The 22461-nt window shown below is 39.0% G+C and carries 24 protein-coding genes and 1 riboswitch; of the genes, 7 read left to right on the forward strand and 17 right to left on the reverse strand.

The annotated features are described in order from the left end of the window. Positions 1-107: 107 nt before the first annotated feature. The gene (locus tag NSQ41_RS13000) at positions 108-602 is read right to left on the reverse strand and encodes a YqhR family membrane protein (protein ID WP_063388112.1); all 495 of its coding nucleotides are present in this window, start codon (positions 600-602) and stop codon (positions 108-110) included. Positions 603-845: 243 nt separating this feature from the next. Between NSQ41_RS13000 and NSQ41_RS13005 the strand changes: the two genes are divergently transcribed. Then, positions 846-1784 (forward strand): DUF1385 domain-containing protein, encoded by a 939-nt coding sequence (locus NSQ41_RS13005; RefSeq protein ID WP_066247604.1) that lies wholly within the window; start codon positions 846-848, stop codon positions 1782-1784. A gap of 57 nt (positions 1785-1841) precedes the next feature. Further along, the gene (locus NSQ41_RS13010) at positions 1842-2213 is read left to right on the forward strand and encodes an SA1362 family protein (RefSeq protein ID WP_066247602.1); all 372 of its coding nucleotides are present in this window, start codon (positions 1842-1844) and stop codon (positions 2211-2213) included. On the opposite strand, the gene NSQ41_RS13015 is transcribed toward NSQ41_RS13010, so the two are convergent. The 3 genes from NSQ41_RS13015 to NSQ41_RS13025 form a co-directional block, all read right to left on the reverse strand. Then, complete coding sequence (locus NSQ41_RS13015) at positions 2210-3088, reverse strand: patatin-like phospholipase family protein (protein WP_066247600.1); 879 nt, start codon at positions 3086-3088, stop codon at positions 2210-2212. The two genes, NSQ41_RS13010 and NSQ41_RS13015, sit on opposite strands and share 4 nt — an antisense overlap. Before the next feature lie 748 nt (positions 3089-3836). Then, positions 3837-6398 (reverse strand): vitamin B12-dependent ribonucleotide reductase, encoded by a 2562-nt coding sequence (locus NSQ41_RS13020; protein WP_063388108.1) that lies wholly within the window; start codon positions 6396-6398, stop codon positions 3837-3839. Between the two features lie 323 nt (positions 6399-6721). Continuing rightward, positions 6722-7558, reverse strand: a complete 837-nt coding sequence (locus tag NSQ41_RS13025; protein WP_339210099.1) for a biotin/lipoate A/B protein ligase family protein — start codon at positions 7556-7558, stop codon at positions 6722-6724. Between the two features lie 193 nt (positions 7559-7751). Between NSQ41_RS13025 and NSQ41_RS13030 the strand changes: the two genes are divergently transcribed. Then, positions 7752-8126: a rhodanese-like domain-containing protein gene (locus tag NSQ41_RS13030; RefSeq protein WP_063388106.1), complete on the forward strand. Its 375-nt coding sequence runs from the start codon at positions 7752-7754 to the stop codon at positions 8124-8126. 40 nt (positions 8127-8166) lie between these two features. Here the strand turns inward: NSQ41_RS13030 and gcvPB are convergent, their stop codons facing one another. The 3 genes from gcvPB to gcvT are packed head-to-tail and all read right to left on the reverse strand — an operon-like array spanning position 8167 to position 12095. After that, positions 8167-9627, reverse strand: coding sequence for an aminomethyl-transferring glycine dehydrogenase subunit GcvPB (gcvPB, locus tag NSQ41_RS13035; protein ID WP_339210101.1), 1461 nt, complete (start codon positions 9625-9627; stop codon positions 8167-8169). Then, complete coding sequence (gene gcvPA / locus NSQ41_RS13040) at positions 9618-10961, reverse strand: aminomethyl-transferring glycine dehydrogenase subunit GcvPA (RefSeq protein ID WP_339210103.1); 1344 nt, start codon at positions 10959-10961, stop codon at positions 9618-9620. The genes gcvPB and gcvPA overlap by 10 nt, the downstream gene beginning before the upstream one ends. A gap of 18 nt (positions 10962-10979) precedes the next feature. After that, on the reverse strand, positions 10980-12095 hold the full coding sequence (gene gcvT, locus NSQ41_RS13045; RefSeq protein WP_082829399.1) for a glycine cleavage system aminomethyltransferase GcvT: 1116 nt from the start codon (positions 12093-12095) through the stop codon (positions 10980-10982). A gap of 213 nt (positions 12096-12308) precedes the next feature. Beyond that, positions 12309-12396, reverse strand: a riboswitch (glycine riboswitch). Between the two features lie 283 nt (positions 12397-12679). Between gcvT and NSQ41_RS13050 the strand changes: the two genes are divergently transcribed. Together NSQ41_RS13050 and NSQ41_RS13055 are read left to right on the forward strand one after the other, a co-directional pair. Continuing rightward, positions 12680-14347, forward strand: a complete 1668-nt coding sequence (locus NSQ41_RS13050) for an SNF2-related protein (RefSeq protein WP_327863172.1) — start codon at positions 12680-12682, stop codon at positions 14345-14347. Positions 14348-14398: 51 nt separating this feature from the next. Further along, the gene (locus NSQ41_RS13055) at positions 14399-15196 is read left to right on the forward strand and encodes a YqhG family protein (protein ID WP_063388101.1); all 798 of its coding nucleotides are present in this window, start codon (positions 14399-14401) and stop codon (positions 15194-15196) included. 90 nt (positions 15197-15286) lie between these two features. On the opposite strand, the gene NSQ41_RS13060 is transcribed toward NSQ41_RS13055, so the two are convergent. The 8 genes from NSQ41_RS13060 to comGA all read right to left on the reverse strand — a co-directional run bounded on the left by NSQ41_RS13060 (position 15287) and on the right by comGA (position 19522). Continuing rightward, entirely contained in the window at positions 15287-15466 is a 180-nt protein-coding gene (locus tag NSQ41_RS13060; RefSeq protein WP_063388100.1) for a YqzE family protein, read from the reverse strand. A 119-nt stretch (positions 15467-15585) separates the two neighbouring features. Beyond that, on the reverse strand, positions 15586-15957 hold the full coding sequence (comGG, locus tag NSQ41_RS13065) for a competence type IV pilus minor pilin ComGG (RefSeq protein ID WP_339210105.1): 372 nt from the start codon (positions 15955-15957) through the stop codon (positions 15586-15588). Beyond that, the gene (comGF, locus tag NSQ41_RS13070; RefSeq protein WP_130156367.1) at positions 15954-16445 is read right to left on the reverse strand and encodes a competence type IV pilus minor pilin ComGF; all 492 of its coding nucleotides are present in this window, start codon (positions 16443-16445) and stop codon (positions 15954-15956) included. Before comGF ends, comGG begins: the two co-directional genes overlap by 4 nt. Further along, the gene (locus tag NSQ41_RS13075; RefSeq protein ID WP_063388097.1) at positions 16375-16701 is read right to left on the reverse strand and encodes a hypothetical protein; all 327 of its coding nucleotides are present in this window, start codon (positions 16699-16701) and stop codon (positions 16375-16377) included. The genes comGF and NSQ41_RS13075 overlap by 71 nt, the downstream gene beginning before the upstream one ends. After that, positions 16685-17146, reverse strand: coding sequence for a competence type IV pilus minor pilin ComGD (gene comGD, locus NSQ41_RS13080; RefSeq protein ID WP_158640149.1), 462 nt, complete (start codon positions 17144-17146; stop codon positions 16685-16687). The genes NSQ41_RS13075 and comGD overlap by 17 nt, the downstream gene beginning before the upstream one ends. Next, the gene (comGC, locus tag NSQ41_RS13085) at positions 17115-17426 is read right to left on the reverse strand and encodes a competence type IV pilus major pilin ComGC (protein ID WP_063388095.1); all 312 of its coding nucleotides are present in this window, start codon (positions 17424-17426) and stop codon (positions 17115-17117) included. Before comGC ends, comGD begins: the two co-directional genes overlap by 32 nt. Before the next feature lie 4 nt (positions 17427-17430). After that, positions 17431-18462 carry a competence type IV pilus assembly protein ComGB gene (gene comGB / locus NSQ41_RS13090; protein WP_066247584.1) on the reverse strand — a complete coding sequence of 344 codons (1032 nt, stop codon included), beginning with the start codon at positions 18460-18462 and terminating at the stop codon, positions 17431-17433. After that, positions 18455-19522: a competence type IV pilus ATPase ComGA gene (gene comGA / locus NSQ41_RS13095; RefSeq protein WP_130156359.1), complete on the reverse strand. Its 1068-nt coding sequence runs from the start codon at positions 19520-19522 to the stop codon at positions 18455-18457. The genes comGB and comGA overlap by 8 nt, the downstream gene beginning before the upstream one ends. A gap of 316 nt (positions 19523-19838) precedes the next feature. Here comGA and NSQ41_RS13100 point away from each other — a divergent pair, with 316 nt between their 5' ends. Next, positions 19839-20084 carry a DUF2626 domain-containing protein gene (locus NSQ41_RS13100; protein WP_063388092.1) on the forward strand — a complete coding sequence of 82 codons (246 nt, stop codon included), beginning with the start codon at positions 19839-19841 and terminating at the stop codon, positions 20082-20084. Positions 20085-20138: 54 nt separating this feature from the next. On the opposite strand, the gene NSQ41_RS13105 is transcribed toward NSQ41_RS13100, so the two are convergent. Then, positions 20139-20783 carry an MBL fold metallo-hydrolase gene (locus NSQ41_RS13105; RefSeq protein ID WP_063388091.1) on the reverse strand — a complete coding sequence of 215 codons (645 nt, stop codon included), beginning with the start codon at positions 20781-20783 and terminating at the stop codon, positions 20139-20141. Positions 20784-21029: 246 nt separating this feature from the next. Here NSQ41_RS13105 and NSQ41_RS13110 point away from each other — a divergent pair, with 246 nt between their 5' ends. Next, complete coding sequence (locus NSQ41_RS13110; protein ID WP_065095533.1) at positions 21030-21203, forward strand: DUF2759 domain-containing protein; 174 nt, start codon at positions 21030-21032, stop codon at positions 21201-21203. Between the two features lie 116 nt (positions 21204-21319). Here the strand turns inward: NSQ41_RS13110 and NSQ41_RS13115 are convergent, their stop codons facing one another. Further along, entirely contained in the window at positions 21320-22438 is a 1119-nt protein-coding gene (locus NSQ41_RS13115) for a hypothetical protein (RefSeq protein ID WP_339210106.1), read from the reverse strand. Between the last annotated feature and the right edge of the window lie 23 nt (positions 22439-22461).

Here is a 22461-nt window from a genome sequence, read left to right on the forward strand (position 1 = left end):
ATGTCCAGTATTATGAACATTCTACCATAAGATTCTTGATCTCTCATCATTTAGTTTATGATTGGATCTTGTGACCCTGACACAGTTCTATAATCTCATCATTTAGTTTATGATTGACGCTCCCCATATTCGTAGGAAATGGAATACCCGACAAAAACGCCAAACAGCACATACAAGCAGATGGAGGTGACAATGGTATTTGTACCAAGCCGACCGAGCGGATCGATTTTTAGAAAAGCCGGTCCCAGCCAGCAAAAAACAACGGCCCACAGCGCGACTCCGAAAACAATGCCTCCCCATATTGACCGAACTTTTTTGAACAGAACATAATATAAAAATGCAGTAAGTATAGAAATGATGCCTATGAAGGCAGCTCCCGCAAAATGCCCAGCGACTCCGTTCTTCCAATTATCAAAGGCAAATAACATGAGAGCTCGATTTGGCCCGATTTTCGTAAAGTTCAACACATACGCTAAATATCCTATCAAACTCCATAATACTCCGCCAGTAAAACCAATGACAACAATTTTCAGAAAAAAGGATCGGAATGGTTCTTTTTTCTTTTCCTTACCAGTAGAATTCTTTTTTTCGCTGTTAAGCATCCGTCCACCTCCCTTTTTTAATATGTCCACTTTTCTTTTCTTGATGAATTTTTCATGAAAAGTTTATTTTTTGTATAAAAAAATTTATTTCATTCATACTAAATAATGATAAAGTTTTTCACGCCGTCCTATTGGAAAAAAGACACATCCAACCTAGAGGTTTCATCTAATTTTTTGTAGAATAGTAATAAATAAAACTTTTCAATAGCTTTTTTATTATATAGATAGGCAGGTTGGTGCGTCATGAAAAACGAAAAGACTATGTATGGCGGGCAAGCGGTAATTGAAGGAGTTATGTTTGGAGGGAAGCATCATTTCGTCACAGCGATCAGGAGAAAAGACAATTCAATTGATTTTTTTCAATTGCCGCGAAAAAAACATCCTATATTATCCCGCTTCAAAAAAATTCCTTTTATTCGCGGAATTGCCGCCATTATTGAAGCAAGCGCAAACGGCTCCAAGCATTTAAGCTATTCTTCAGATCGATACGATGTTGATCCAGCCGATGATGAAAAATTATTGTCAGAAGAAAAAAAAGAGTCGAAGCTTTCACTCATTTTAGGAGCTGCTGCTGTCGGAGTGCTGTCATTTTTGCTTGGCAAATTTATCTTTACTTTAATTCCAGTGTTTATCGCAGAATGGTTCAGGCCGATCATCTCATCGGATGTGGGGCAAATTTTGCTCGAAGGCTTTTTTAAGCTTTTGCTGTTGCTTGCTTATATTTATTTCATCTCGATGACTCCTTTAGTAAAGCGTGTTTTTCAATACCATGGGGCTGAGCATAAAGTGATTAACGCCTATGAAAACGGGCTCGCTTTAACTGTTGAAAATGTACAAAAACAATCAAGACTTCATTATCGATGCGGTTCCAGTTTCATTTTGTTTACGGTTATTGTTGGAGTATTTGTGTATCTGCTCGTTCCGACAGACCCGCTTTGGCTTCGCGTTGTTGACCGAATCGCTCTTATACCGGTTGTTCTCGGCATTTCATTTGAAGTATTGCAGTTTACAAATAAGCTGCGGCATAAGCCTGTTTTAAAATATCTTGGTTATCCAGGACTATGGCTTCAGCTGCTGACGACAAAAGAACCTACAGACGATCAAGTGGAAGTAGCGATTGCAAGCTTTCAAAAGCTGCTTTTATTGGAAGAAGAGACGGAAAAAATGGAGCGTATTGGTTGATTTGATAAACGAGAGCTTTTCTTTTTCTTGAAAACGACTGATGGAGGTGGCCTTTAGATGAACCGTTTTCCCGTCCATCCCGTATTCGCCGTTATCGCTACTTTAGGAGGTTTAGGGCTTATTTATATGCTCTTTTTCAATCCAAAGACTTTTTTCAAATTGTTTATTTGGGCGGTTGTCATCGGGATCATCATCCTCATTTATCGCTTAGTGATGAAAAAACGTACAAATAATGAGTATTCACAGTTTTTAAAAGCTGCGAAAAGATCGAAAAAAAGATTTAAAGATAAAAAGATACATTATGCTCAAAAGCACGTACTCCACAAAAAAAACAAAACGGCTATCTCTGCTAAAAGGCGGAGAGAAAACAATCATTTGACAGTCATCGAAGGTAAAAAAGGAAAAAAGAAAAATAGAGCTCTTTTCTAATAGGACCACTTTTTTAAAAAGGTTTCCGTTTTTTCTTTGCCGAGCTGAATTAATTCCTGTTTCTTCTCATTCGTAATTTTAAATTCCGTCGTTAAAATATTTTCAACCGGAATAAAAACGATGCTGCGTTCATGCCTTGTGGCAATATGCCTTGCATCGTGCGCTTCCTTCATCGTTTCAAATAACGCGTGAAACATTGATAAAGCGTTTTTTATTTCATTTCTTGGCCTTTCCTCTATATGCGCGCTAAGCTGAAAACCGAGGATCGGTCTTTTTTTTATTTTTCCATCAAAAAGCCAAATCGGGAAATTGCTGAGCACTCCTCCATCGACAACAATACTGACGCCATCCTTCGTCCATAGTTTGACAGGTTCAAAAAAATACGGGAGGCATGAGCTCATTCTGACTGCCTTTGCAACAGAAAATCTATTAGGATTGATTCCATATTTGCTTAAATCGTCCGGCAATACAACAATTTTTCCGTTCGTAAGGTCGGAGGCAATCACACGAAGCTTTCCTTTCGGCAAATCTGCAAATGTTGAAACTCCTTTTGCTTTTAATTTTTCTTCCATCCATTCTTCTAAAAATTGTCCTTTATATAGTCCCATCCGCCAATAAACACTGATCCATTTCATGAGCATAAATGACATAATTCCTTTTCTTTTATCTAAAAACTTTCGCAGCTCTAAGCTGTCCATCAAAGAAAGGATTTCATCACTTTTGTAGCCGGCTGCAATGAGAGCGGCAATGATCGAACCGGCGCTCGTGCCAGCAACCCTGGCGAATTCAAATCCTTTTTCCTCCAAGGCCTTGTATGCTCCAATAAAAGCGAAGCCTTTGATCCCTCCACCAGAAAAAACACCGTCAATTTTCAAAGCATTCCCTCCTTACTATTCCGTTACTACATTTTAAGAAGGGAAAACGATGTTTAGAAGTTTGTTTTCAATAAATCGAGTAGGAGGGAGCGATTAACTCCCGTCCTCTCACACCACCGTACGTACGGTTCCGTATACGGCGGTTCAATTAAGATAATTGACGCAAGTCTTTATAACTTCCGTGAATAGCTGTTCTCTTTATGCCAGTGGTCACTCCACCCTCCAAGAGATCTCCCACGGGATTCACCGCTTCCTCCCTCAAGTGAGGTACTACGTTTTCTGTGTTCATCATGACTCACTGAATGCCAAGGGCTATTCTCTCTTAATTGTTCGGTCCTTCTTAGTTGTTCTAGACCAACTAATACTATGACCTCTGCTGACTTCTGACTGTTCAGCTATCTATCACTAGATAGGTTACCAAGGTTACTTGGCGTGCCAGCCAGACCTCCCCGGGTAAGAGTGTAATCTTTCCTTCCATCCATCTGCTTCATTTACTCTGTATCACCTTCGGCAGAAAGGGCTTTGTTTTGTCTTGCAAACTCACCCAGTGATACCTAGCCTCATATGAAGTTCGTGTTCCTCAGACCGGAAGTTTGCCGCTCGCTTCCTTCAGATTCCGCGTCACCACGGACACCCTTGCGTTAAGCTAACTGCTACTTCTGCCTTCGCAGCTCGGGACTTTCACCCTATAGATTACACCCATGCCGGGCGCACAAGAATAAAGCAGCAGAACAAGTCTGCCGCTTTATTATAATCCACATTTCAATTGGGCACCGCATTTTGTACAAGTATTGCAGCCGCCGATTTCTTGAACCTTTCCTTCCCGGCAAACAGGACATGTATTGCCGACTTCGTTGCCATATGTGACATCAGTTGAGCGCAAATCTTGAACAGTGTTCATTAACACAACTTTACCTTCATTTTCTTTCGTCGATTCCGGAATGTCGTCATTCAATACATTTTCTTCCGCTTTTAATGTCAGGACTTGGGTATCACGGCTTCCGTCTACATAAACAGTTCCGCCTTTTGCTCCACCCTTCCATAGGCGCTCATATACTTTTTGCACTTGATCAACTGTATAGCCTTTCGGCGCATTTACTGTTTTGGAAAGGCTTGAATCGACCCATCGTTGAATGATGCATTGCACATCGGCATGAGCTTCAGGCGACAAGTCCATCGCTGACACAAACCAATGCGGTAAATGATTCGGATCAGCTTCCGGATGTTCGTTTAAATATTCTTGAACGATATCCGCTTTTACTTCAATAAATTTGCCAAGACGCCCGCTTCGGTAGTACGAGAAGGAGAAATATGGCTCAAGACCTGTAGAAACGCCAACCATAGTGCCAGTTGATCCTGTCGGTGCTACCGTCAGCAAATGCGAGTTGCGAATACCATATTTTAAAATGTTTTCGCGAATATCTTCCGGCATTTTTTTCATATATCCTGTATTAATGAAGGCTTGTCTTAATTTTTGCGTCTCTTCCTCCGTTTCGCCGACTAGGAACGGGAAGCTGCCTTTTTCTTTTGCCAGTTCTATTGATGCCCGGTATGCGGTCGTTGCAATTACCTTAAACACTTCATCAACAAGCTTGTTGCCGTCCTCTGCTCCATATTCTTTTTCGCAGTAGATAAGCAAGTCCGCCAAACCCATAACGCCTAAGCCGATGCGCCGTTCACCCAGCGCTTGCTTTTTGTTTTCTTCGAGAAAATAAGGCGTAGCATCAATGACATTATCTTGCATTCTGACGCCGATTTCCACAGTTCGTTTGAGCTTTTCATAGTCAACAGCTTTCTTTTCCTTGTCGACCATCTTCGCCAAGTTTACTGCTGCTAAGTTGCAGACGGAATATGGTGCAAGAGGCTGTTCACCGCACGGATTTGTTGCAACAACCTTTTGACCGTATGCTCTTGCGTTCGTCATATCATTGGCATTGTCAATGAAGAAAATACCTGGCTCCGCTGAATAGGTTGCACAAATGTTAATCAGCTTCCAAAGCTCTCTTGCGCGAATTTTGCGGTACACGCGCACGCGATGCCCCATTTTCTCCCACTCGCGCACATCGCCAACTTTATGCCATTCTTCATTGTAAATCTTCATTTCTTCATCATTGTAGCTTTCTACATCTGGGAAGCGAAGCTCATACTCCCGATCTTCTTCCACTGCTTCCATAAACTCTTTCGTCAAGCAGACAGAAATGTTAGCGCCTGTTAAAAATTCCGGATTATGAACAGTATATGTTCCTCCGACTCGAAGCTTTAATTCCGCCTCTCTAATAACAGCGTCTGAAAAGCCTCCTTTGCCCGGAACATTTTTAAAGTTGACAATTCCTTGATACATGTCGCGCTCTTGCTGTGTAAGAGGAACAAATTTGAGCTTGTCTTCAGCCGCCTTCTTAATTCCTTCATCATTTGTATTTTCAATTAAGTAGCGCAAAATGCGCGGGTTTTGCATTTTGGAAACGATAAATTCAATGATGTCAGGATGCCAGTCGGCCAGCATAATCATTTGGGCTCCTCGCCGTGAGCCACCTTGTTCAACAAGATGGGTTAATTTTGCAATGTCATCCAGCCACGACACAGATCCTGATGATTTGCCGTTTACACCACGAGCTAATGTGTTTCTTGGTCTCAATGTTGAACCGTTCGTGCCGACACCGCCTCCGCGGCTCATAATTTCCATTACTTGTTTGCGGTGTTCAGAGATCCCTTCACGGGAATCTTTTACAAAGGGCATGACATAGCAGTTAAAATACGTCACTTCGGTTCCTGCTCCTGCGCCGTAAAGAACCCGGCCAGCCGGAATAAAATGCAGATTGACGAGCTCTTGATAAAATTTTTCAAACCATTCTTTTCTTTTTTCTTCTGTTTTTTCAACAGCAGCAAGACCTGTTGCATTTCTTTTGGCAATTTGTTCATAAAAAATTTCAAGCGGTTTTTCGATGACATCTAAAGAGCGAACGATGATTCCCGTCTCCCGTTCTTCAGGCTTTTCAAGAGTATGACGAAACTCTTCTTCGACCTGAACCTTTGCCTTTTTATTTTCCCAATCAATTTCTTTAATGTAGCCTAGCCCTCTTGCAGGAAATTTTGGATCTTCCTTGATCGTCAGCACTACAAAATCGCCTTCAGATAGCGTAATTTTTTCAGTGTCTTTAAATGAATACCTGTCCAGCATTACAAGGCGCGAAACACCTTTGTGCGTGATTTTCATATCTTCCGTAATCGGATGCACCTGCGGGAAAAGGCTGATATCTTTATTCAGCTTCTCCACATCAATTTTCATTTTCTCATTCAGCGCCACTGTCATATTCACAACTCCCTTAAAAATATCGTACTTGATATACGTTACCACATTTAGATGATATTATCAACGAAAAAATAACAATATATTGTGCTAAAGAACATTTGTTTGCTCTATATATTGTATGATATACGCTACATTATGAAAATGTCAAATGTAAAACTAACCAAAAAAAGAAGCAAGGAAAAGAAATTTAATGATCTTAGAATCATTCCGGCGGTATTTGAAGAAATTTGTCAGTTGCAGTTTTTGAAAACACATCGGCACCTTGATTTACAAGCAACGATCCATTTCATTTTGATCATACAAAAAACGGCATGTTCGCCGCTTCATCTTCTAAAATTCCATTCTTCTGTTTCATATTTCTCTTTAGCCAGTTTTTTCACATACTCTTCTTGTTCGCTAGACAATTGGTACGGTCTCAACTCAATATCAAGCCCGTATTCAAACCCTTTTTTAAAGGCGCTCCATGCCTCTTCCATTGTGACTGGAGTTTCTCTAAGGTCGTTGATCGCCACCGCTTTATTTTTAAAGTTTTTCTCTAATCTTTCCCTGACTCGCTCATTAGGATATTTAAACAAGTCGAACAGCAGCTTTTCATCTAAATCTAGCAATATCGAGCCGTGCTGCAGGATAACGCCTTTCTGGCGAGTTTGGGCACTCCCGGCAACTTTTCTTCCTTCAACTACCAGCTCATACCAAGACGGTGCATCAAAGCATACAGATGACCGCGGATTTTTCAAATGCTGTTTTTCTTCATCCGTTCTTGGAATTGCAAAATGAGCGTCTAAGCCTAACAAGCGAAATCCATGCAAAATTCCTTCCGAAATTACACGATAAGCCTCTGTCACGGTTTTGGGCATTCGCGGATGATCTTCGGATACGATGACGCTATATGTAAGCTCCTTGTCATGCAGCACGCCCCTTCCGCCTGTTGGTCTTCGTACAAAGCCAAGGCCGTGTCGTCTTACAGCATCCATATCAATTTCTTTTTCAACCTTTTGAAAATAGCCGATGGATAATGTCGGCGGATTCCATCCGTAAAAACGAATCGTCGGAGCGATTTTTCCTTCACTGTGCCAGTCCAATAAAGCTTCATCAAGAGCCATATTGTAAAAAGGGGATGAAAAGCCAGAATCAATATAATTCCATAATTCTTTTCCCATATCGCAACCCTCTTTATTTTATATTTGCTTTTTTAGTCTATCAAATGAAGAGGATATTGTTAAATAAAACGCCCGAAAAGAAATGACATTTCCATTCTTGTTTTATATAATAAATGTTGTCCAACATTCGTATGTATGTTCACATGAACTTCAAACAAATAAATTCAAACAAATAAAAAGGAGTCGAACAAGCGTGGAATGGTCATTGCTCATTCTTGCAGCTATTATCATTTATTTTTTGGCCACATTTTTATATCAAAAAAAGATTATGAAAGGATTAACGGAGGAAGAATTTAAAGCCGGCTATCGGAAAGCGCAGCTCATCGATGTGCGGGAGCCGAATGAATTTGAAGGTGGCCACATTTTAGGAGCAAGAAATATTCCCCTTTCCCAATTGAGACAGCGCTATAAAGAAATCCGCCCAGACAAACCGGTTTATTTATATTGCCAGTCAAGTGCAAGAAGCGGGCGAGCCGCACAAATGCTGAAGAAAAAAGGCTATCAGGAGCTCTATTATTTAAAGGGCGGCTTTAAAAAGTGGACTGGAAAAATTAAAAAAGGGAAATAAAATCAAGTATAAAAGATAAGGATTCGCAAAACGCGAATCCTTACTTTTTTTCATATTTTAATATCGGATTTCTTGCTGCGAGTGTTTCATCGAGCCTTTTGACGACTGTTGTATGAGGAGCTTCTTGAACGATTTCCGGTTCTTCCTCCGCTTCTTTAGCAATTTGAATCATCGCTTCGATAAAGGCATCCAATGTTTCCTTCGATTCCGTTTCAGTCGGTTCAATCATCATGCATTCTTCAACATTGAGCGGAAAATAAATTGTCGGCGGATGATACCCGAAATCGAGAAGCCTTTTTGCAATATCAAGCGCACGGACACCGAGCTTCTTTTGCCGTTTCGCAGATAAGACAAATTCGTGTTTACAAATGCGGTCATACGGCATTTCGTAATAAGGCGCTAATTTTTTCAGCATATAATTCGCATTTAATACCGCATTTTCAGAAACCGCCTTTAAACCGTCCGGACCCATGGAGCGGATGTATGTGTATGCCCGCACATTGATTCCAAAATTTCCATAAAATGATTTTACTCGTCCGATCGATTGCGGCCTGTCTTCGTCGAAACGAAATCCATTTTCATCCTTGACGAGCACAGGCTTCGGCAAAAAAGGAATTAACTCTTTTTTCACACCGACAGGTCCTGAACCGGGACCCCCTCCCCCGTGGGGGCCTGTAAACGTTTTATGAAGATTTAAATGAACGACATCAAAGCCCATATCCCCTGGTCTCGCTTTGCCTAAAATTGCATTTAAATTCGCTCCGTCATAATACAATTTTCCTCCAACTGAATGAACAATCTCCGCCATCTCTACAATATACTCTTCAAACAAACCGAGCGTATTGGGGTTTGTTAACATAAGAGCAGCTGTATTTTCTCCTACCACTCTCTTTAAGTCGTCTAAGTCGACAAGTCCGTTTTGATCAGATCGCACCGTGACAGTTTCAAAACCGGCAACGGTCGCTGAAGCAGGATTTGTTCCATGGGCTGAATCAGGTACAATCACTTGTGTTCGATGTTTTTCTCCATTTGCCTCATGGTAGGCGCGAATCATCATGAGCCCCGTCCACTCTCCGTGCGCCCCTGCAGACGGCTGCAATGTAACAGCATCCATACCTGTAATTTCTTTTAAATGTTCTGATAAATCATACATTAATTCCATTGCTCCTTGAACCGTCGCTTCATCCTGTAATGGATGAATATAAGAAAAGCCAGTTAATCTTGCCACATTTTCATTTATTTTCGGATTATATTTCATTGTACAGGAACCAAGCGGATAAAAACCGGAATCCACACCGTGGTTCCGCTTCGACAAAGCAGTATAATGGCGCATAATGTCAAGTTCTGATACTTCCGGCAGCTCGGCATCTTCTGCCCGCAAATAGTCACTAGGAATCAGCTGATCAATATTTTCCTCCGGTACGTCTAAATCAGGCAGGCTGTATCCGATCCGTCCCGGTTTTGATATTTCAAAAATTAACGGTTGATCCTTCATTGCCATCCCTCCAACTCGTTCACAAATAAATCGATTTCTTCTTTCGAACGAAGCTCTGTTACCGCTACAAGCATATGTTTTTCAAGTTCCGGATACGTTCTGCCAAGGTCGTAGCCGCCGATGATTCCCTTTTCGAGCAGCTTTTTATTGGCCAAAGAAACTGGTTTGGACAGCTTCACGACAAACTCATTAAACATTGGACCTTGAAACGGAATGGAAAAACCTTTCTTCTCAAACATCTTTTTCGCATAGTTTGCTTTTTGGATATTTTGATAAGCCATTTCTTTTACACCTGTTTTTCCAAGAGCAGTCATGGCAACAGAAGAGGCAAGAGCATTTAACGCTTGGTTGGAGCAAATGTTTGATGTAGCTTTATCCCTTCTGATATGCTGCTCCCTTGCCTGCAGAGTGAGAACAAAGCCTCGTTTCCCCTCTTCATCTACTGTTTGACCGACGAGTCGCCCAGGAATTTTTCTCATCAGCTCTTTTTTTACGGCGAAATATCCACAAGTTGGACCGCCAAAAGACATTGGAATTCCAAACGGTTGAACATCGCCTACTACGATATCCGCACCAAATGAACCAGGCGGTGAAAGCACACCTAAAGCAAGAGGATTGCTTGAAACGATCAATAAGCTTTTCTCGGAATGGGAGATCTCTTCGATTTGGTGAAGCGGTTCAAGTTGGCCGAAAAAATTTGGATGCTGTACAATGACTGATGCTACTTCGGCGTTCATCATTTCTTTTAATGCCTCTACATCGGTCACTCCGTTTCGGTAAGGGATTTCCACTACCTCAACGTTTTGTCCTTTTGCATAAGTTTTTAGCACATCTCTCATTTCAGGATGCACCGTTTGCGAAACGAGCACCTTTTTCTTTTTTGTTTGACCTGCAGCTAATAATGCAGCTTCTGCTAAAGCTGTCCCTCCGTCGTACATCGACGAGTTGGCGACATCCATTCCTGTCAATTCACAAATCATTGTTTGAAATTCGAATATTGCTTGGAGCTCGCCTTGAGAAATTTCTGGCTGGTATGGCGTATAAGCCGTATAAAACTCTGATCGGGAAATGACATGATCGACAATTGCCGGAATATAATGGTCATACACTCCAGCTCCCAAAAAGGAAACGTTTGTTTTTACATCTTTATTTTTGGCAGCAAGTTGAGATAGCTCGCGAAACAGCTCGGTTTCCGGTTTCTGAGCCTTTATGTTGTATTTTCCTTTATACCGTACACTTTCTGGAATGTCGGCAAACAGGTCATCGATCGATTCGACTCCGATCGCCTCCAACATCTCTTTTCGATCAGTTTCTGTCATCGGTAAATAGCGATGCTTCATCGAAAGCTTCTCCTTTCTTTATTTTCCATTTTTTGTTGGTCGTTTATAAAATGGAGTTGGTACTACTCTTGCTTTTAATCGTTTTGTCCGAACTTCCACCTCGATTTCATTCCCGATCTCCGAAAATTCTTTCTTGACGAGAGCGATCCCGATGCTTTTATTCAAAGTAGGAGAGTGCGTCCCTGATGTAACAACTCCAATTTGTTGATTTCCAGAAAACAATTTATAGCCTGAACGGGGAATGCCTTTTTCGATCATTTCCAAGCCGACCGCCAGCCTCGATACCCCTTGTTCTTTTTGTATTTGCAATACATCTTTTCCGATAAAATTCTCTTTTTTCGTAAGCTTCACTGCAAATCCGACTCCTGCTTCTATCGGAGTAATGTCTTCCGAAAGATCTTGACCGTACAACGGCAAAGCTGCTTCCAGCCGCAAAGTATCACGAGCGCCCAATCCGCATGGAACAACTTTTTCTTTATCTCCTGCTTGCAAAATCTTCTCCCATAAATAAACGGCGTCCTCACTTTGGCAATAGATTTCAAAGCCGTCTTCCCCGGTATAACCAGTTCGGGCAATGAGCGCTTTTTTACCTGCGATCTCAGCACTTTCAATAAATTCAAAAAATTTCAACTCAGATAAGTGTACGTCTGTTAAAGTTTGCAGCACCTTTTCCGCTTTCTGGCCTTGCAATGCAAGGAGAGCACAGCTTTCAGAAATATTTTGCAATTCAACATCTCCGTGTTTTTGAGACATGAGCCATTGAAAATCTTTTTGAATATTCGCTGCATTGACTACTAAAAGATATTTTTCCTCGTTTAGCCGATAAACGATTAAATCGTCTACACAGCCTCCATCTTCATAACACATAATTGTGTATTGAGCCTTTCCATCCCGAAGCTTTGAAACATCATTAGTTAATACCTTTTGCAAAAACTGAAGACTATCTTTCCCTTTTACAATGATTTCTCCCATATGAGAAACATCAAATAGACCTGCATTTGTGCGGACAGCGTAATGCTCCTCTTTAATGGAAGTAAATTGCACAGGTAATTCCCATCCTCCAAAATTGATCGTCTTTGCTCGATATTGTTTATACACTTCAAAAAGAGGAGTGCGTTTTAATTCATTCATCATTTCCCCTCCTGATCTATTTTTTGCATCTAATTTCTCTCAAAATTTTTCAGCTTAAAAAGCAGAAAAAAGGACAGAAAACGGCCTAGTATCGTCTTGTCTATTCCAATCGACAAGATTTTGCTACACCGTCTCTGTCCTTGCACCTGAAAGTTTACCTTATAAAGGCTTTCCCCTTTGGTGGTTTGCACAATATGCAAACACTCTCCAGAGCTGCGTCAAACAAGAGTCTTTTTGCCTGAGAGATTCACATATGCTTGCTCCTTCGGCGCCTCACAAAGGAGGTCTCTCCCCTTGCTCTCATCCGCACATATTTTCTTGTAAATTGTGAAAAAATAACAAATGACATATTCGACAAAAAGGAAAAAGATGAGTAGAAAACAAAAGAAAAAGACTTCAAACGTATTTTAATGGTATCATCTTTAAACGGTTTCAGCAATACCTTTCCCAAATAATTTTAAAAAATCATTGTTAATTGTTCGTGTTTATAAAAATTTATAATCAAAAAACGGGACGGTTTTTGAATTAGCGATAAAAAAAATGAACATTTCACTTTGAATATAAAAATAAAGGATAGGGTGTGGGCAATGAATATAAACATCCGCTATAAAACAACATGGGAAGAAGAATTTTTGCAAAGATTAAAGGAAGACGGTCCGTGGGCAAACTGGGAATTATACAAATTAGCTTATGAAGTTACGAATTATTTGTCCATTCCATCATTTGAAGGTTTAGTAGCTCCTTTGCATCTTGATCATGTAACCCCTCTTCCCCACCAATTGGAGGTCGCACAAACAGTAGTAGAAAAATTAAACGGAAAAGCAATATTAGCTGATGAAGTCGGTCTCGGCAAAACAATTGAAGCCGGATTAATATTAAAAGAATATATGATTCGCGGACTTGTCAAAAAAGTGCTCATCTTAGTTCCAGCTTCACTCGTCTCCCAATGGGTGAGGGAATTAAATGAAAAATTTTACATTCCTGCCGTTGAGCAAAAGAAAAGCTATGTTTGGGAGCAATGCGATGTTGTCGTATCTTCCCTTGATACAGCAAAAAGAAGCCCCCATAAAGAAATTATTCACGGATTGGATTATGACATGGTCATTATTGATGAAGCGCATAAATTAAAAAATAACAAAACAAAAAACTATGAGTTTGTTCAAAATTTAAAGAAAAAATTTTGTTTATTATTGACGGCAACGCCTATTCAAAATCGCATTGAAGAAATTTTCAACCTTGTTTCTCTTTTAAAACCTGGACATCTCGGCAATGAACAGCTCTTTCACGATATGTTTAAGAAAAAAGGACGGAATATTCGTGACGATGAGCATTTACGAGAACTTGTCAATAAAGTTATGATACGAAACCGCCGCATTGATACAGGAATTGAATGGTCAAAAAGACATGTGGAAACGATTTGGATTCAATTTTCGGAAGCTGAACAGGCTTTATATGATGCCATCAGTCAAATTCGGTCGTCATTCTCTATTCCGACAAGCAGTTTCTCCATTTTAACGCTTCAGCGTGAAGCATGTTCGAGCAGAGAAGCAGTGTACATAACATTAAAAAAAATGCTTGATAAAAAGGATGAAGCTCCACAATTGCCTGAAAAGATCATTCGCAATCTAATGGGCTATATCGATCAAGTAACAAAAAATTCGAAAGCAGAAAAAACGGTCGAACTCATTCAAAACATTAACGATAAAGTGATTATTTTTACCGAATACCGGGCAACACAATTATATTTACAATGGTTTTTAAAACAGCACGGCATAACATCTGTTCCGTTCCGCGGCGGATTTAAACGCGGCAAAAAGGATTGGATGAAGGATTTATTTAAAAATAGAGCGCAAGTACTGATCGCGACAGAGGCAGGAGGGGAAGGGATAAATTTGCAGTTTTGCAATCATATCATTAATTATGATCTGCCTTGGAACCCGATGCGTTTGGAGCAGCGAATCGGGCGCATCCACCGTCTCGGACAAGAACGAGATGTGTTCATTTATAACATGGCGACAAAAAATACAGTAGAGGAGCATATCTTAAAGCTATTATATGAAAAAATAAATCTGTTTGAACGTGTCATTGGGGAATTGGACAGTATTTTAGCAAAACTTGACCTCCGCAATATTCATGAACATATAGAAGATATTATGATTCAGTCGAGTTCGGAAGGAGAAATGAAAATTAAAATGGAAAATTTAGCGGCTATTCTTAACTTTGGTGAACAATTACAACAGGCCGAGAATAACTGATTTCTTTATTTTCATAGCTGCTTGCAAAATTTTTAAATAGGAGGCGGAATGATGCAGCAGGCTCAAATTTCCACATTTTTAAAACGCTTTTTTCAGGCGACCAATTGTCCAATTATTGAAGAAAAAAACGGATATTTTACCGTTCAATTAACTGTTGAAATGGATAAAGAATTAATGAACCGGCCTTTTTACTGGCATTATTTAGAAAAAACCGGCGGAACTCCAAATCCGATGAAACTTACTTTCATCACGGATTCAAAGGAGGCTCCGGAAGATGTAAAAGGTGAATGGATTCATTTCGGATCGCCGAGACTGCACCAAATTTTTGCGGCAACGAAGAAAATGTCTTCTTATATTCGGTTATATGAACAGACAGCAGCTTCCAAAGCAAACGTACCGCTGCACCCTTGGATTGGGATGAATGTAACGATTTCGTATATTTGTGACAAAAAGAAGGATCAAACTTATTCATTAGGACTGCATTTAATCAACGGAAGGATTGTTGAAAATTTTCAGGAGCAGCTAGAAAAAATTCATTTGACACCGAAAATTCCTGATTTTTGTTTTACCATTACGCCATTAATTACACCAAAAAGCGGATTAACTCGATTGAAGCATTACGTGATAAAAAAAATTGAAGAAGATGACCATCGGTGGGCGGAAGAAGCGAGAGAACGAATGAATGCCGATTTAGCATTGTTGGAGCATTTTTATGAAGATCTAGATGAAAAACCTTCTGTTTATTGGACAGAAAAGAAGGCGATTCAAGAGCTGTATGAACCGCGCATTGAAATAGAAGTCCACAATGGAGGAATTTTTTATTTATCATCGGATTCTATAATTCATTAAAATAAAATCAAGACGCAGAAAATACGCTCGAAATTGAATGATCTCATCACTTTTCAATAAAAAAGGAGCTGGTGAACGGCTCCTTTTCCTTTATTTCTTTTTCTTGATCAAAATTAAAAACGCCATCGGCAAAAATCCAAACCATCTCATTGATAATGGAAGACGATCTTTTTTCCGTTCCTCACGCCTTTGTTTCCTTGCTTCTTTTGGGGTGTCGATAAACTTTACAAACTGTTCGGTTACATATTTCACATAATCATTACCAGACATAAGCGGGCACCTCGAAATAAAATTTTTTTATATTATTTCCTAAACTCTGTTCATTTAAACAGACATTCTGGCAAATAAACGATTGGTTGAAGCTTTGATAAGGCGCTGAACGATGAAAGCTATGAATATTCATTCCAGTTCATAATCTGTTGATTGTTCAAATCATAATGAAAGTTTGCCGTATACTCCGTTCCTTTTATCGTCTTGCATGTAATGGAAATATTGACGATTCCTTTTTCTTTTTTCGTTCGTTTATACGAAATGGTTCCATTTGGGAGTTCAAGTATTTCCTGGGTATCAGAATAGTCAGCTTTTTTCAGCGAATATTGAACACCGGCAAGCATTAACGTTTCCTGCAAATAAAACTCTTTCGCATCATGCCGAAATCTTTGCTCTTGAATATATGAGGAAGCATATGCGGTAAGAATCATTATGCAAAGCAGAAATATGCCGATCGTCATTGGGAAAATATGACCATCTTCATTTTTCAATCAGGAATCACTCCTTTCACATCGCGAATGGTTCCTTCAAACCGCTTACCTTCTAAGCTTGTGATTTCAATTTTCACACCATGTGTTATTGGAATAAAATGAGAGGCTTGAACACCGCGCAGCACAATAACATGTCCTTTTCCGTCAACCTGATAGCGCAGCAAATCATTATATTGACTGAGTGTGACTACTTCTCCTTTTTGATTTTTATATTGTAAAACATTTTGCTTCACCATTATTTGTTGAGATGTTTTGATTTCACGATGAAGCTCAATTAGAAATAAATTCCACTCGCTTGGATGTAAATCTTGCTGTCTCGTATTCAATTTGAGAAAAAATGAGAGCATGGGTGCAAAGGAAGAGATGATGATGGTTGTCGCTAGAAAGGCTATCAGCATGTTTGCTGCCGTATATCCTTTATTGTTCATAAATGTAGCCGCAAACCTTTTGTTCTGCATTTTCATCCGAAAGAACACATAATTCAGCAAATTGCCCCTCCTTTCCCCACACCAGTTCGAACATCATCCCTTGCCGCTCAACTTGGCCATTTGTTTTTTTCTTTTCAAATACAAAACGTTCAAGTTCTTCTTTGAGCAGTTGATAAGCCAGCACAGATGCTGCTGCTTCTTTTTGCTGTTTCAATAAGGCTGTTGACACAGGGACCAGCGTCAGCGAAAGCAAACACCATATGGAAAATGCTATTAATATTTCTGTGATCGTATATCCGCTATAATTTTTCCACACGGAACCTTCCTCTCCCTAAATTAAAAATGATTTTGTACGTTTTTTTATCATACGAAATGAAGATTGTTCCAGCTTGATAAAAATAGCCGGAAGGAGAGTACTCGATTGGAAATTTTATGTTTCCTGATTCGACTTTTATGTTTTGATCGTATGCTCTTTCAAACAGTTCCCCTTTAAAGCCGGATCGTTCAGCTTCGTAGTAATGTTTGTCAGGATACCAAAACAAATAAATTTTTTCTTTATTAACGAATGCGTGCTGTTGTACATATAGCAAATCTTTTTCCAGTTGAACGAAAAATTGATCGATGACTTTTTCTCTGTAAATATTTACTGCTCCAATCCATATAAAAGAGCTGATCAATAAAAAGATCGAAAGAACAAGAAGCATCTCCAGAACAGTAAAACCACTTTGCCTAGTTGCTCTTAATGACGTTTCCATTTGCATCAATTTCAATCTCATCACCATTTGGACATTTTCCAGAATTATTCGGCAAGTACCCTTTAGTGATTAAATCATTAATTGTTGGTGTTTGATGAAACTCCATTTCATATGCGACGACTTGACCCTGCACCATATCAATTAAACCTTCGCACCCTTTATTTTGAATATTTTTATTATGAGCCATAACATTCGGAATCGTTATAATAAGCAAAATCGAGATCACTAACAGTACAACCAGCATTTCCACTAATGTAAATCCATGTTCATTTTTCACTATTTTCATCCTCCTATACTTGACCCATCATTTGGTACATTGGAAGCAAAATCGATAAATAAATGATCAATACGAAGACCCCGATCATCAGAAAAACGACCGGCTGAATATAACTAATGATTCTCATTATTTTTTGTTCCATCCGCTCCAATACGAACCGGCTGTACATATACAACTCTTTAGACAATTGACCGACGGCTTGTCCATGTTGAACAACAGAGGAAAGTTCCTGTTCAAAAAATGGACTTTCAGCAAATATGATCTCTAGCGATTCTCCTTTCTTTAATTTCTCGATAAAGAGATTGGCCTCTTCCCTATAAAAATGGAGAAAATGTTGTTCTTGAAACAGAGTAAAGCATTCAAAAACGGACAATCCTCCCTTCAACAAATTGCTCATTTGCAAAGAAAAATAGTAGCTGTGAAATAACCGCAAACCTTTTGACACGATCGGAATTTTCATAAGCAGCTTCTGTTTTTCAAGCGGAGGCTTTTTTCGGAAAGAGACCCAATAGTAGAAAAAAAGGAGCAATAAGAAACTAAACAAAATGAAAAAAAACGTTTTGATGCCTTTAATGGTAAACATGACAAATGTCAGAAAGAAGGAGGCGTTCAAATCAACTGCTTCATACATATACGAAAATTGCGGGGTAACAACTGCTTGGATGACAAATAAAATAATTAAAAGAAGAGCAATTAAAAAGAGCGGATAGCGGAGAACTTGAATAAATTTTTCCAAATGGAGGAGTTGTTTTTCCAGCATTACTGAGCTTTCTTTTAAAGCAAAATGTATATCACCATGCTTTTCAGCAAAGAAAAGATAGCTTAGTACATCTCGATGAAATCCAAGCTTCTCAAAAGCCGTGTATAGTGAATTTCCTTTCGTCAACATCTGTATACAAGTCTCAATATCTTGTCGGTATTTTTCTTTTACATGAAAACTCATAAAGCGAATAGCTTCATTTAATGCATATCCTTCTGAAAGCAGCTCACTCACTTTCTTCAAAAATTGTGCCTGCATCTTTTTGTTCCATCGATGCCTATTCATATTCAAACACCCAACGATCATATATGTCCGGATATAAATACCCAAGAGCGATTCCTTTTTTAATTACATCTTTTAACTTCATATAATCTAACTCACTCTGCTCCTCTCCTTTTGCTTCCCGAATAGCGGCGGTTAAATTTTTGCCGTAAAGAAGTTCATAGACCCCAATTCTCCTAATTTCCTTTAATTTTTTGCAATAAGGCGGGCAATTCCCTTTGCAAAACGGGCATATTAAATGAACGAGACGCTGCGCAGCAACAGCGATCAAAGTTTGCTCAATTTCGGAAAAGGTTACACCAAATTCTAATAATCGATAAATAGCTCCCTTTGCATCCCGCGTATGCATGGTGGTCAGTACTAAATGTCCGCTAAGCCCAGCCCGGACCGCAATCCTTGCTGTCTCATGATCTCGAATTTCACCGACCATAATGACATCCGGATCATGTCTTAATATTGCTTTTAACCCATTTGCATACGTAATTCCAGCTTTTTCATTGATCTGCACTTGAAGCATTTCATCGCTTTTCGTTTCCACAGGATCTTCAAGTGTGATGATGTTTCTTTTAAAATGTTTTTTTGCATAATGGAGAAGCGAATAAAGAGTGGTCGTTTTTCCCGAACCGGTCGGACCGGTAAGGATCAGGAGACCGTGAGAATGCTTTAAAAATGAAAGCATTTTTTTGGATTCTGACGGGAACAATGAAAGTTTTTCAGGCGTTTGAATCGATTGCTCTAGCAATATTCGGATGACTAGACTTTCATCGAATACTGTAGGCAATGTCGATAAACGAAGATGCACCTCTCCGTAAATCGTATGGAAGGAGTAAGCACCGTTTTGCGGACGCCTTTTTTCGCCAATATCCATTTGGGCCATAAATTTAAAATGAGAAATTAAGCGTTCACAAATAGCTTTTGGCAGATGAAATATTTCTTTGATGTCATCGTCAATTCGAAATTGAATAACTGCTTTTTTCTTTTTCGGAACAATATGGATGTCTGAGGCACTAAATGAACACGCCAGTTCAATCAGTTTTTCGCTAAGCTTTTCAATTTCAATCATTCCATATCCCCCTTTTCTTTTCTTAGGATTCATCTTAACGAATTGAAGAGAAAAATGCGAACGTCGATAATGGATTTTTCTTTTCCCTTTCCTTTTGCAAAATTTAATTGAACATAACCGAAAAATAACAATTGTTTGCAAAGACTGTTTAGAAAACAATTTTTTGCTATAAACTCATAATTTTTGAACATTTTTTTACAACATGTTTGAAAACAAAGTGGATACAATAACAATTGGAAACGGTATATTTACAATGTATCAAGCTGTACATTATAATATAAAAAGCGACCGATTGAGGGAAAAGGAGGGAAACACAATGGATCGCATGTTCCGTGTACTCGGTTTTTGGACAGGTATTTTTGCTATTATGTTTTATTTAGGCGATATGAAGACGACGTCTTTACTTTTCTTTGGTCAAACTGGATTTTTTGTTTTACTATCTTATTTAAAATTAACTGAACGTATGTATATTTATATTTTCGGAGCATATTTGACCATTTTCTTCGTCGGGTTTACATATTGGACGACGTTTATGATGGTTCCTGGACAAGGCGGCCATTAATAAAAACAGGCAATTCCGCAATGGAATTGCCTGTTTTTTGACCTTCTTCAATTTTTACGAAAGCGAAAATCCATTTAAAAAAGGATTTGTTTCCATTTCTTCTATAATGGTTGTTTCTGAACCGTGGCCAGGCAACACAATGGTTTCTTCCGGCAGCACTAGCAGTTTTTCATGAATGCTTTTCAGCAGTTCTTCATGATTCCCTCCAAGCAAATCCGTACGGCCAATGCTTCCTTTAAATAATACGTCGCCTGAAAAAACAGCATTTGCTTCTTCTAAATAGTAGGAGATGCTTCCAGGAGAATGCCCCGGTGTTTCAAATAAAGAGAACTGGAAAGAACCAATTGTCAAGCTTCCTTCTTCCCGAATGATTTCGTCCGCTTCCTCTACCGTTACATTTTTTCCATTCATAAAATGACCAGATCCATTTAAAGAAGGATCGCCAAGCCATTTTTGTTCTTTTTCGTGGACATATACTGGAATATTCCAAACTTTTCGAACATCATCAATCGCTCCGATGTGATCAAAATGTGCATGTGTCAACAAAATGGCAAGGGGAGTCAACTGATGTTTGCGCAATACTTCAATTAGCTTTTCTCCTTCATCGCCTGGATCAAATAAAATACACTCATTTTTGTCATTTGTTAAAATATACGCATTTGTTTGCAGCAATCCGAGCGGGATTCTCATCCATTTCATGCTCTCACCTCAGGTCAATTTCTTTTCCATTTCCATCATACAAAACATTCTTTTTTGGCGCAAAAGGAATAGTTAGAAAATTTTTGGCCAAACCTAAAATGTGCAGGACATACCGTTCATAAAATTGACATAGTCATTTTATGCAAACGTACCGTTCCTACCTCGACAAATCTAGTAAAAGAGATTAAAATATGAAGGGGAAGATATTTGCCGCACTTCAACGTATAAAAGATTGGGGGCTATACAATGGGTACTGTCATTATCTTTACTTTAGTAACTTTGCTTGGTATCTATGCTATTTTCCGTTCTTTAAAACAAAAAAACATATTGGGAATTTTGTTTGCGCTTGGAACAGTCGCTGTTTTTGGATGGTTTACCTATAAAACGATTGTTCACCACGGTATACCAGTGCCACACTAAAAAAGAAAGAATGGCGGGGCCATTCTTTTTTTTATGAATAAATAAACATTCCGTTGTCACACACCCGTCTTTTAACCTCCGCTTCATATTGCCAAAAAAGATGCTTTCACTCCTGTTTATTTTACAATCTCCTGAATCTTTTCCTTACTTAAATCCATGATTTTTTCCAATCTCGGCCCATACAAAGCATAATGACCGGATGGCGAAATGAGGATAGGATCGTTTGTCACGTTTTTGAAGATGGTTTCTTTTTTCTTAGTGATAAGGTTAAATCTCTGCAGTTCAAAGGAACCGTCCTGGGATTTGGCAACGGGCACAAATGTATAAAACTGCTGATTTTGAGCATTGAAGTCATAGTAGGGAAAAATCCATTGAGAGTAATCGGAAGCCAAAGGGACACGAAATGTAGACAACACTTTTTTTGATGAAGAATTTATAAAAACATATTGACCGAATCCTTTTTCCTGTTGATTTTCCTGCAAATACATGACAATCGATGAAAAATTTCCATTTCCGATGACATGATCAGCGATTTTTTTTTCGTGATGTTTCATTAAGTTTGCTTCATAAAGCGGAGCGCTTAACTCAGGCTCATCGTTATTCCATTTTACATATGTAATGCGATCTTCATCTGTCCATTGAAAAAAAGGTATTTGATAGGGACTATCCACAACTTTTTTCTCTTTCAAATCAAGCAAATAAGTCTTATATGACCAATCTTCAGCAAATGCTGTAACCATCAGCTCGTTTTCATTATAGGGATTCCATGTGTATTGAAGTTCAAACGCATTGATTTCCCAATGAAATAATTCCTCTCCTTCGGTGTTTACAAATGTCAGGATGGCTTGATTGGTTTCATGGCTTGAATGAATGAGAAAAATTGTTCGGCGATCATTGGGCACTGTTTGAATAATCGGATGCTTTGTCTGAAAAAATAGTTCATCTTTTCCGCTTTGAAGATCGTGACAAATAACTTCCGAACGGTCTTCAAGATTTTTAATGTAAAGCACAGCCGTTTCATGAAACCATCCAGTAATATTTTGAAAGGTATTTTCCTCTGCTTCAATCGGTTGAATGTTCTCTAAAAGATTCTGTTCTGCTTTAAAGTTATCAAACTCGGTTTCCATTTTTTTCTCTTTTGTCACTTGTTTCTTTTCATCCGTTAGCTGATGAAATTCACAAGACGACAAAAAGAGAATCGGAAAGCACATGACGAAAAAAAATGCTGCCCTCATCACCCTCATCCTTCTCATCCAAT

Origin of the sequence: Aeribacillus sp. FSL K6-8210, assembly GCF_037963925.1 — a bacterium.
GTDB classification, from domain to species: Bacteria; Bacillota; Bacilli; order Bacillales; family Aeribacillaceae; genus Aeribacillus; species Aeribacillus composti.

Bases quoted from the DNA above. Each gene is read 5' to 3' on its own strand.
- NSQ41_RS13115 (WP_339210106.1), bottom strand. From the start codon at position 22,438: ATGAGGGCAGCATTTTTTTTCGTCATGTGCTTTCCGATTCTCTTTTTG.
- NSQ41_RS13025 (WP_339210099.1), bottom strand. From the start codon at position 7,558: ATGGGAAAAGAATTATGGAATTATATTGATTCTGGCTTTTCATCCCCT.
- NSQ41_RS13060 (WP_063388100.1), bottom strand. From the start codon at position 15,466: ATGTCTGGTAATGATTATGTGAAATATGTAACCGAACAGTTTGTAAAG.
- NSQ41_RS13000 (WP_063388112.1), bottom strand. From the start codon at position 602: ATGCTTAACAGCGAAAAAAAGAATTCTACTGGTAAGGAAAAGAAAAAA.
- NSQ41_RS13020 (WP_063388108.1), bottom strand. From the start codon at position 6,398: ATGACAGTGGCGCTGAATGAGAAAATGAAAATTGATGTGGAGAAGCTG.
- NSQ41_RS13010 (WP_066247602.1), top strand. From the start codon at position 1,842: ATGAACCGTTTTCCCGTCCATCCCGTATTCGCCGTTATCGCTACTTTA.
- NSQ41_RS13110 (WP_065095533.1), top strand. From the start codon at position 21,030: ATGGGTACTGTCATTATCTTTACTTTAGTAACTTTGCTTGGTATCTAT.
- gcvPA (WP_339210103.1), bottom strand. From the start codon at position 10,961: ATGAAGCATCGCTATTTACCGATGACAGAAACTGATCGAAAAGAGATG.
- gcvPB (WP_339210101.1), bottom strand. From the start codon at position 9,627: ATGGCAATGAAGGATCAACCGTTAATTTTTGAAATATCAAAACCGGGA.
- comGD (WP_158640149.1), bottom strand. From the start codon at position 17,146: ATGCAAATGGAAACGTCATTAAGAGCAACTAGGCAAAGTGGTTTTACT.
- comGC (WP_063388095.1), bottom strand. From the start codon at position 17,426: ATGAAAATAGTGAAAAATGAACATGGATTTACATTAGTGGAAATGCTG.
- NSQ41_RS13055 (WP_063388101.1), top strand. From the start codon at position 14,399: ATGCAGCAGGCTCAAATTTCCACATTTTTAAAACGCTTTTTTCAGGCG.
- NSQ41_RS13005 (WP_066247604.1), top strand. From the start codon at position 846: ATGAAAAACGAAAAGACTATGTATGGCGGGCAAGCGGTAATTGAAGGA.
- NSQ41_RS13105 (WP_063388091.1), bottom strand. From the start codon at position 20,783: ATGAAATGGATGAGAATCCCGCTCGGATTGCTGCAAACAAATGCGTAT.
- NSQ41_RS13100 (WP_063388092.1), top strand. From the start codon at position 19,839: ATGGATCGCATGTTCCGTGTACTCGGTTTTTGGACAGGTATTTTTGCT.
- gcvT (WP_082829399.1), bottom strand. From the start codon at position 12,095: ATGATGAATGAATTAAAACGCACTCCTCTTTTTGAAGTGTATAAACAA.
- comGB (WP_066247584.1), bottom strand. From the start codon at position 18,462: ATGAATAGGCATCGATGGAACAAAAAGATGCAGGCACAATTTTTGAAG.
- NSQ41_RS13050 (WP_327863172.1), top strand. From the start codon at position 12,680: ATGAATATAAACATCCGCTATAAAACAACATGGGAAGAAGAATTTTTG.
- comGA (WP_130156359.1), bottom strand. From the start codon at position 19,522: ATGATTGAAATTGAAAAGCTTAGCGAAAAACTGATTGAACTGGCGTGT.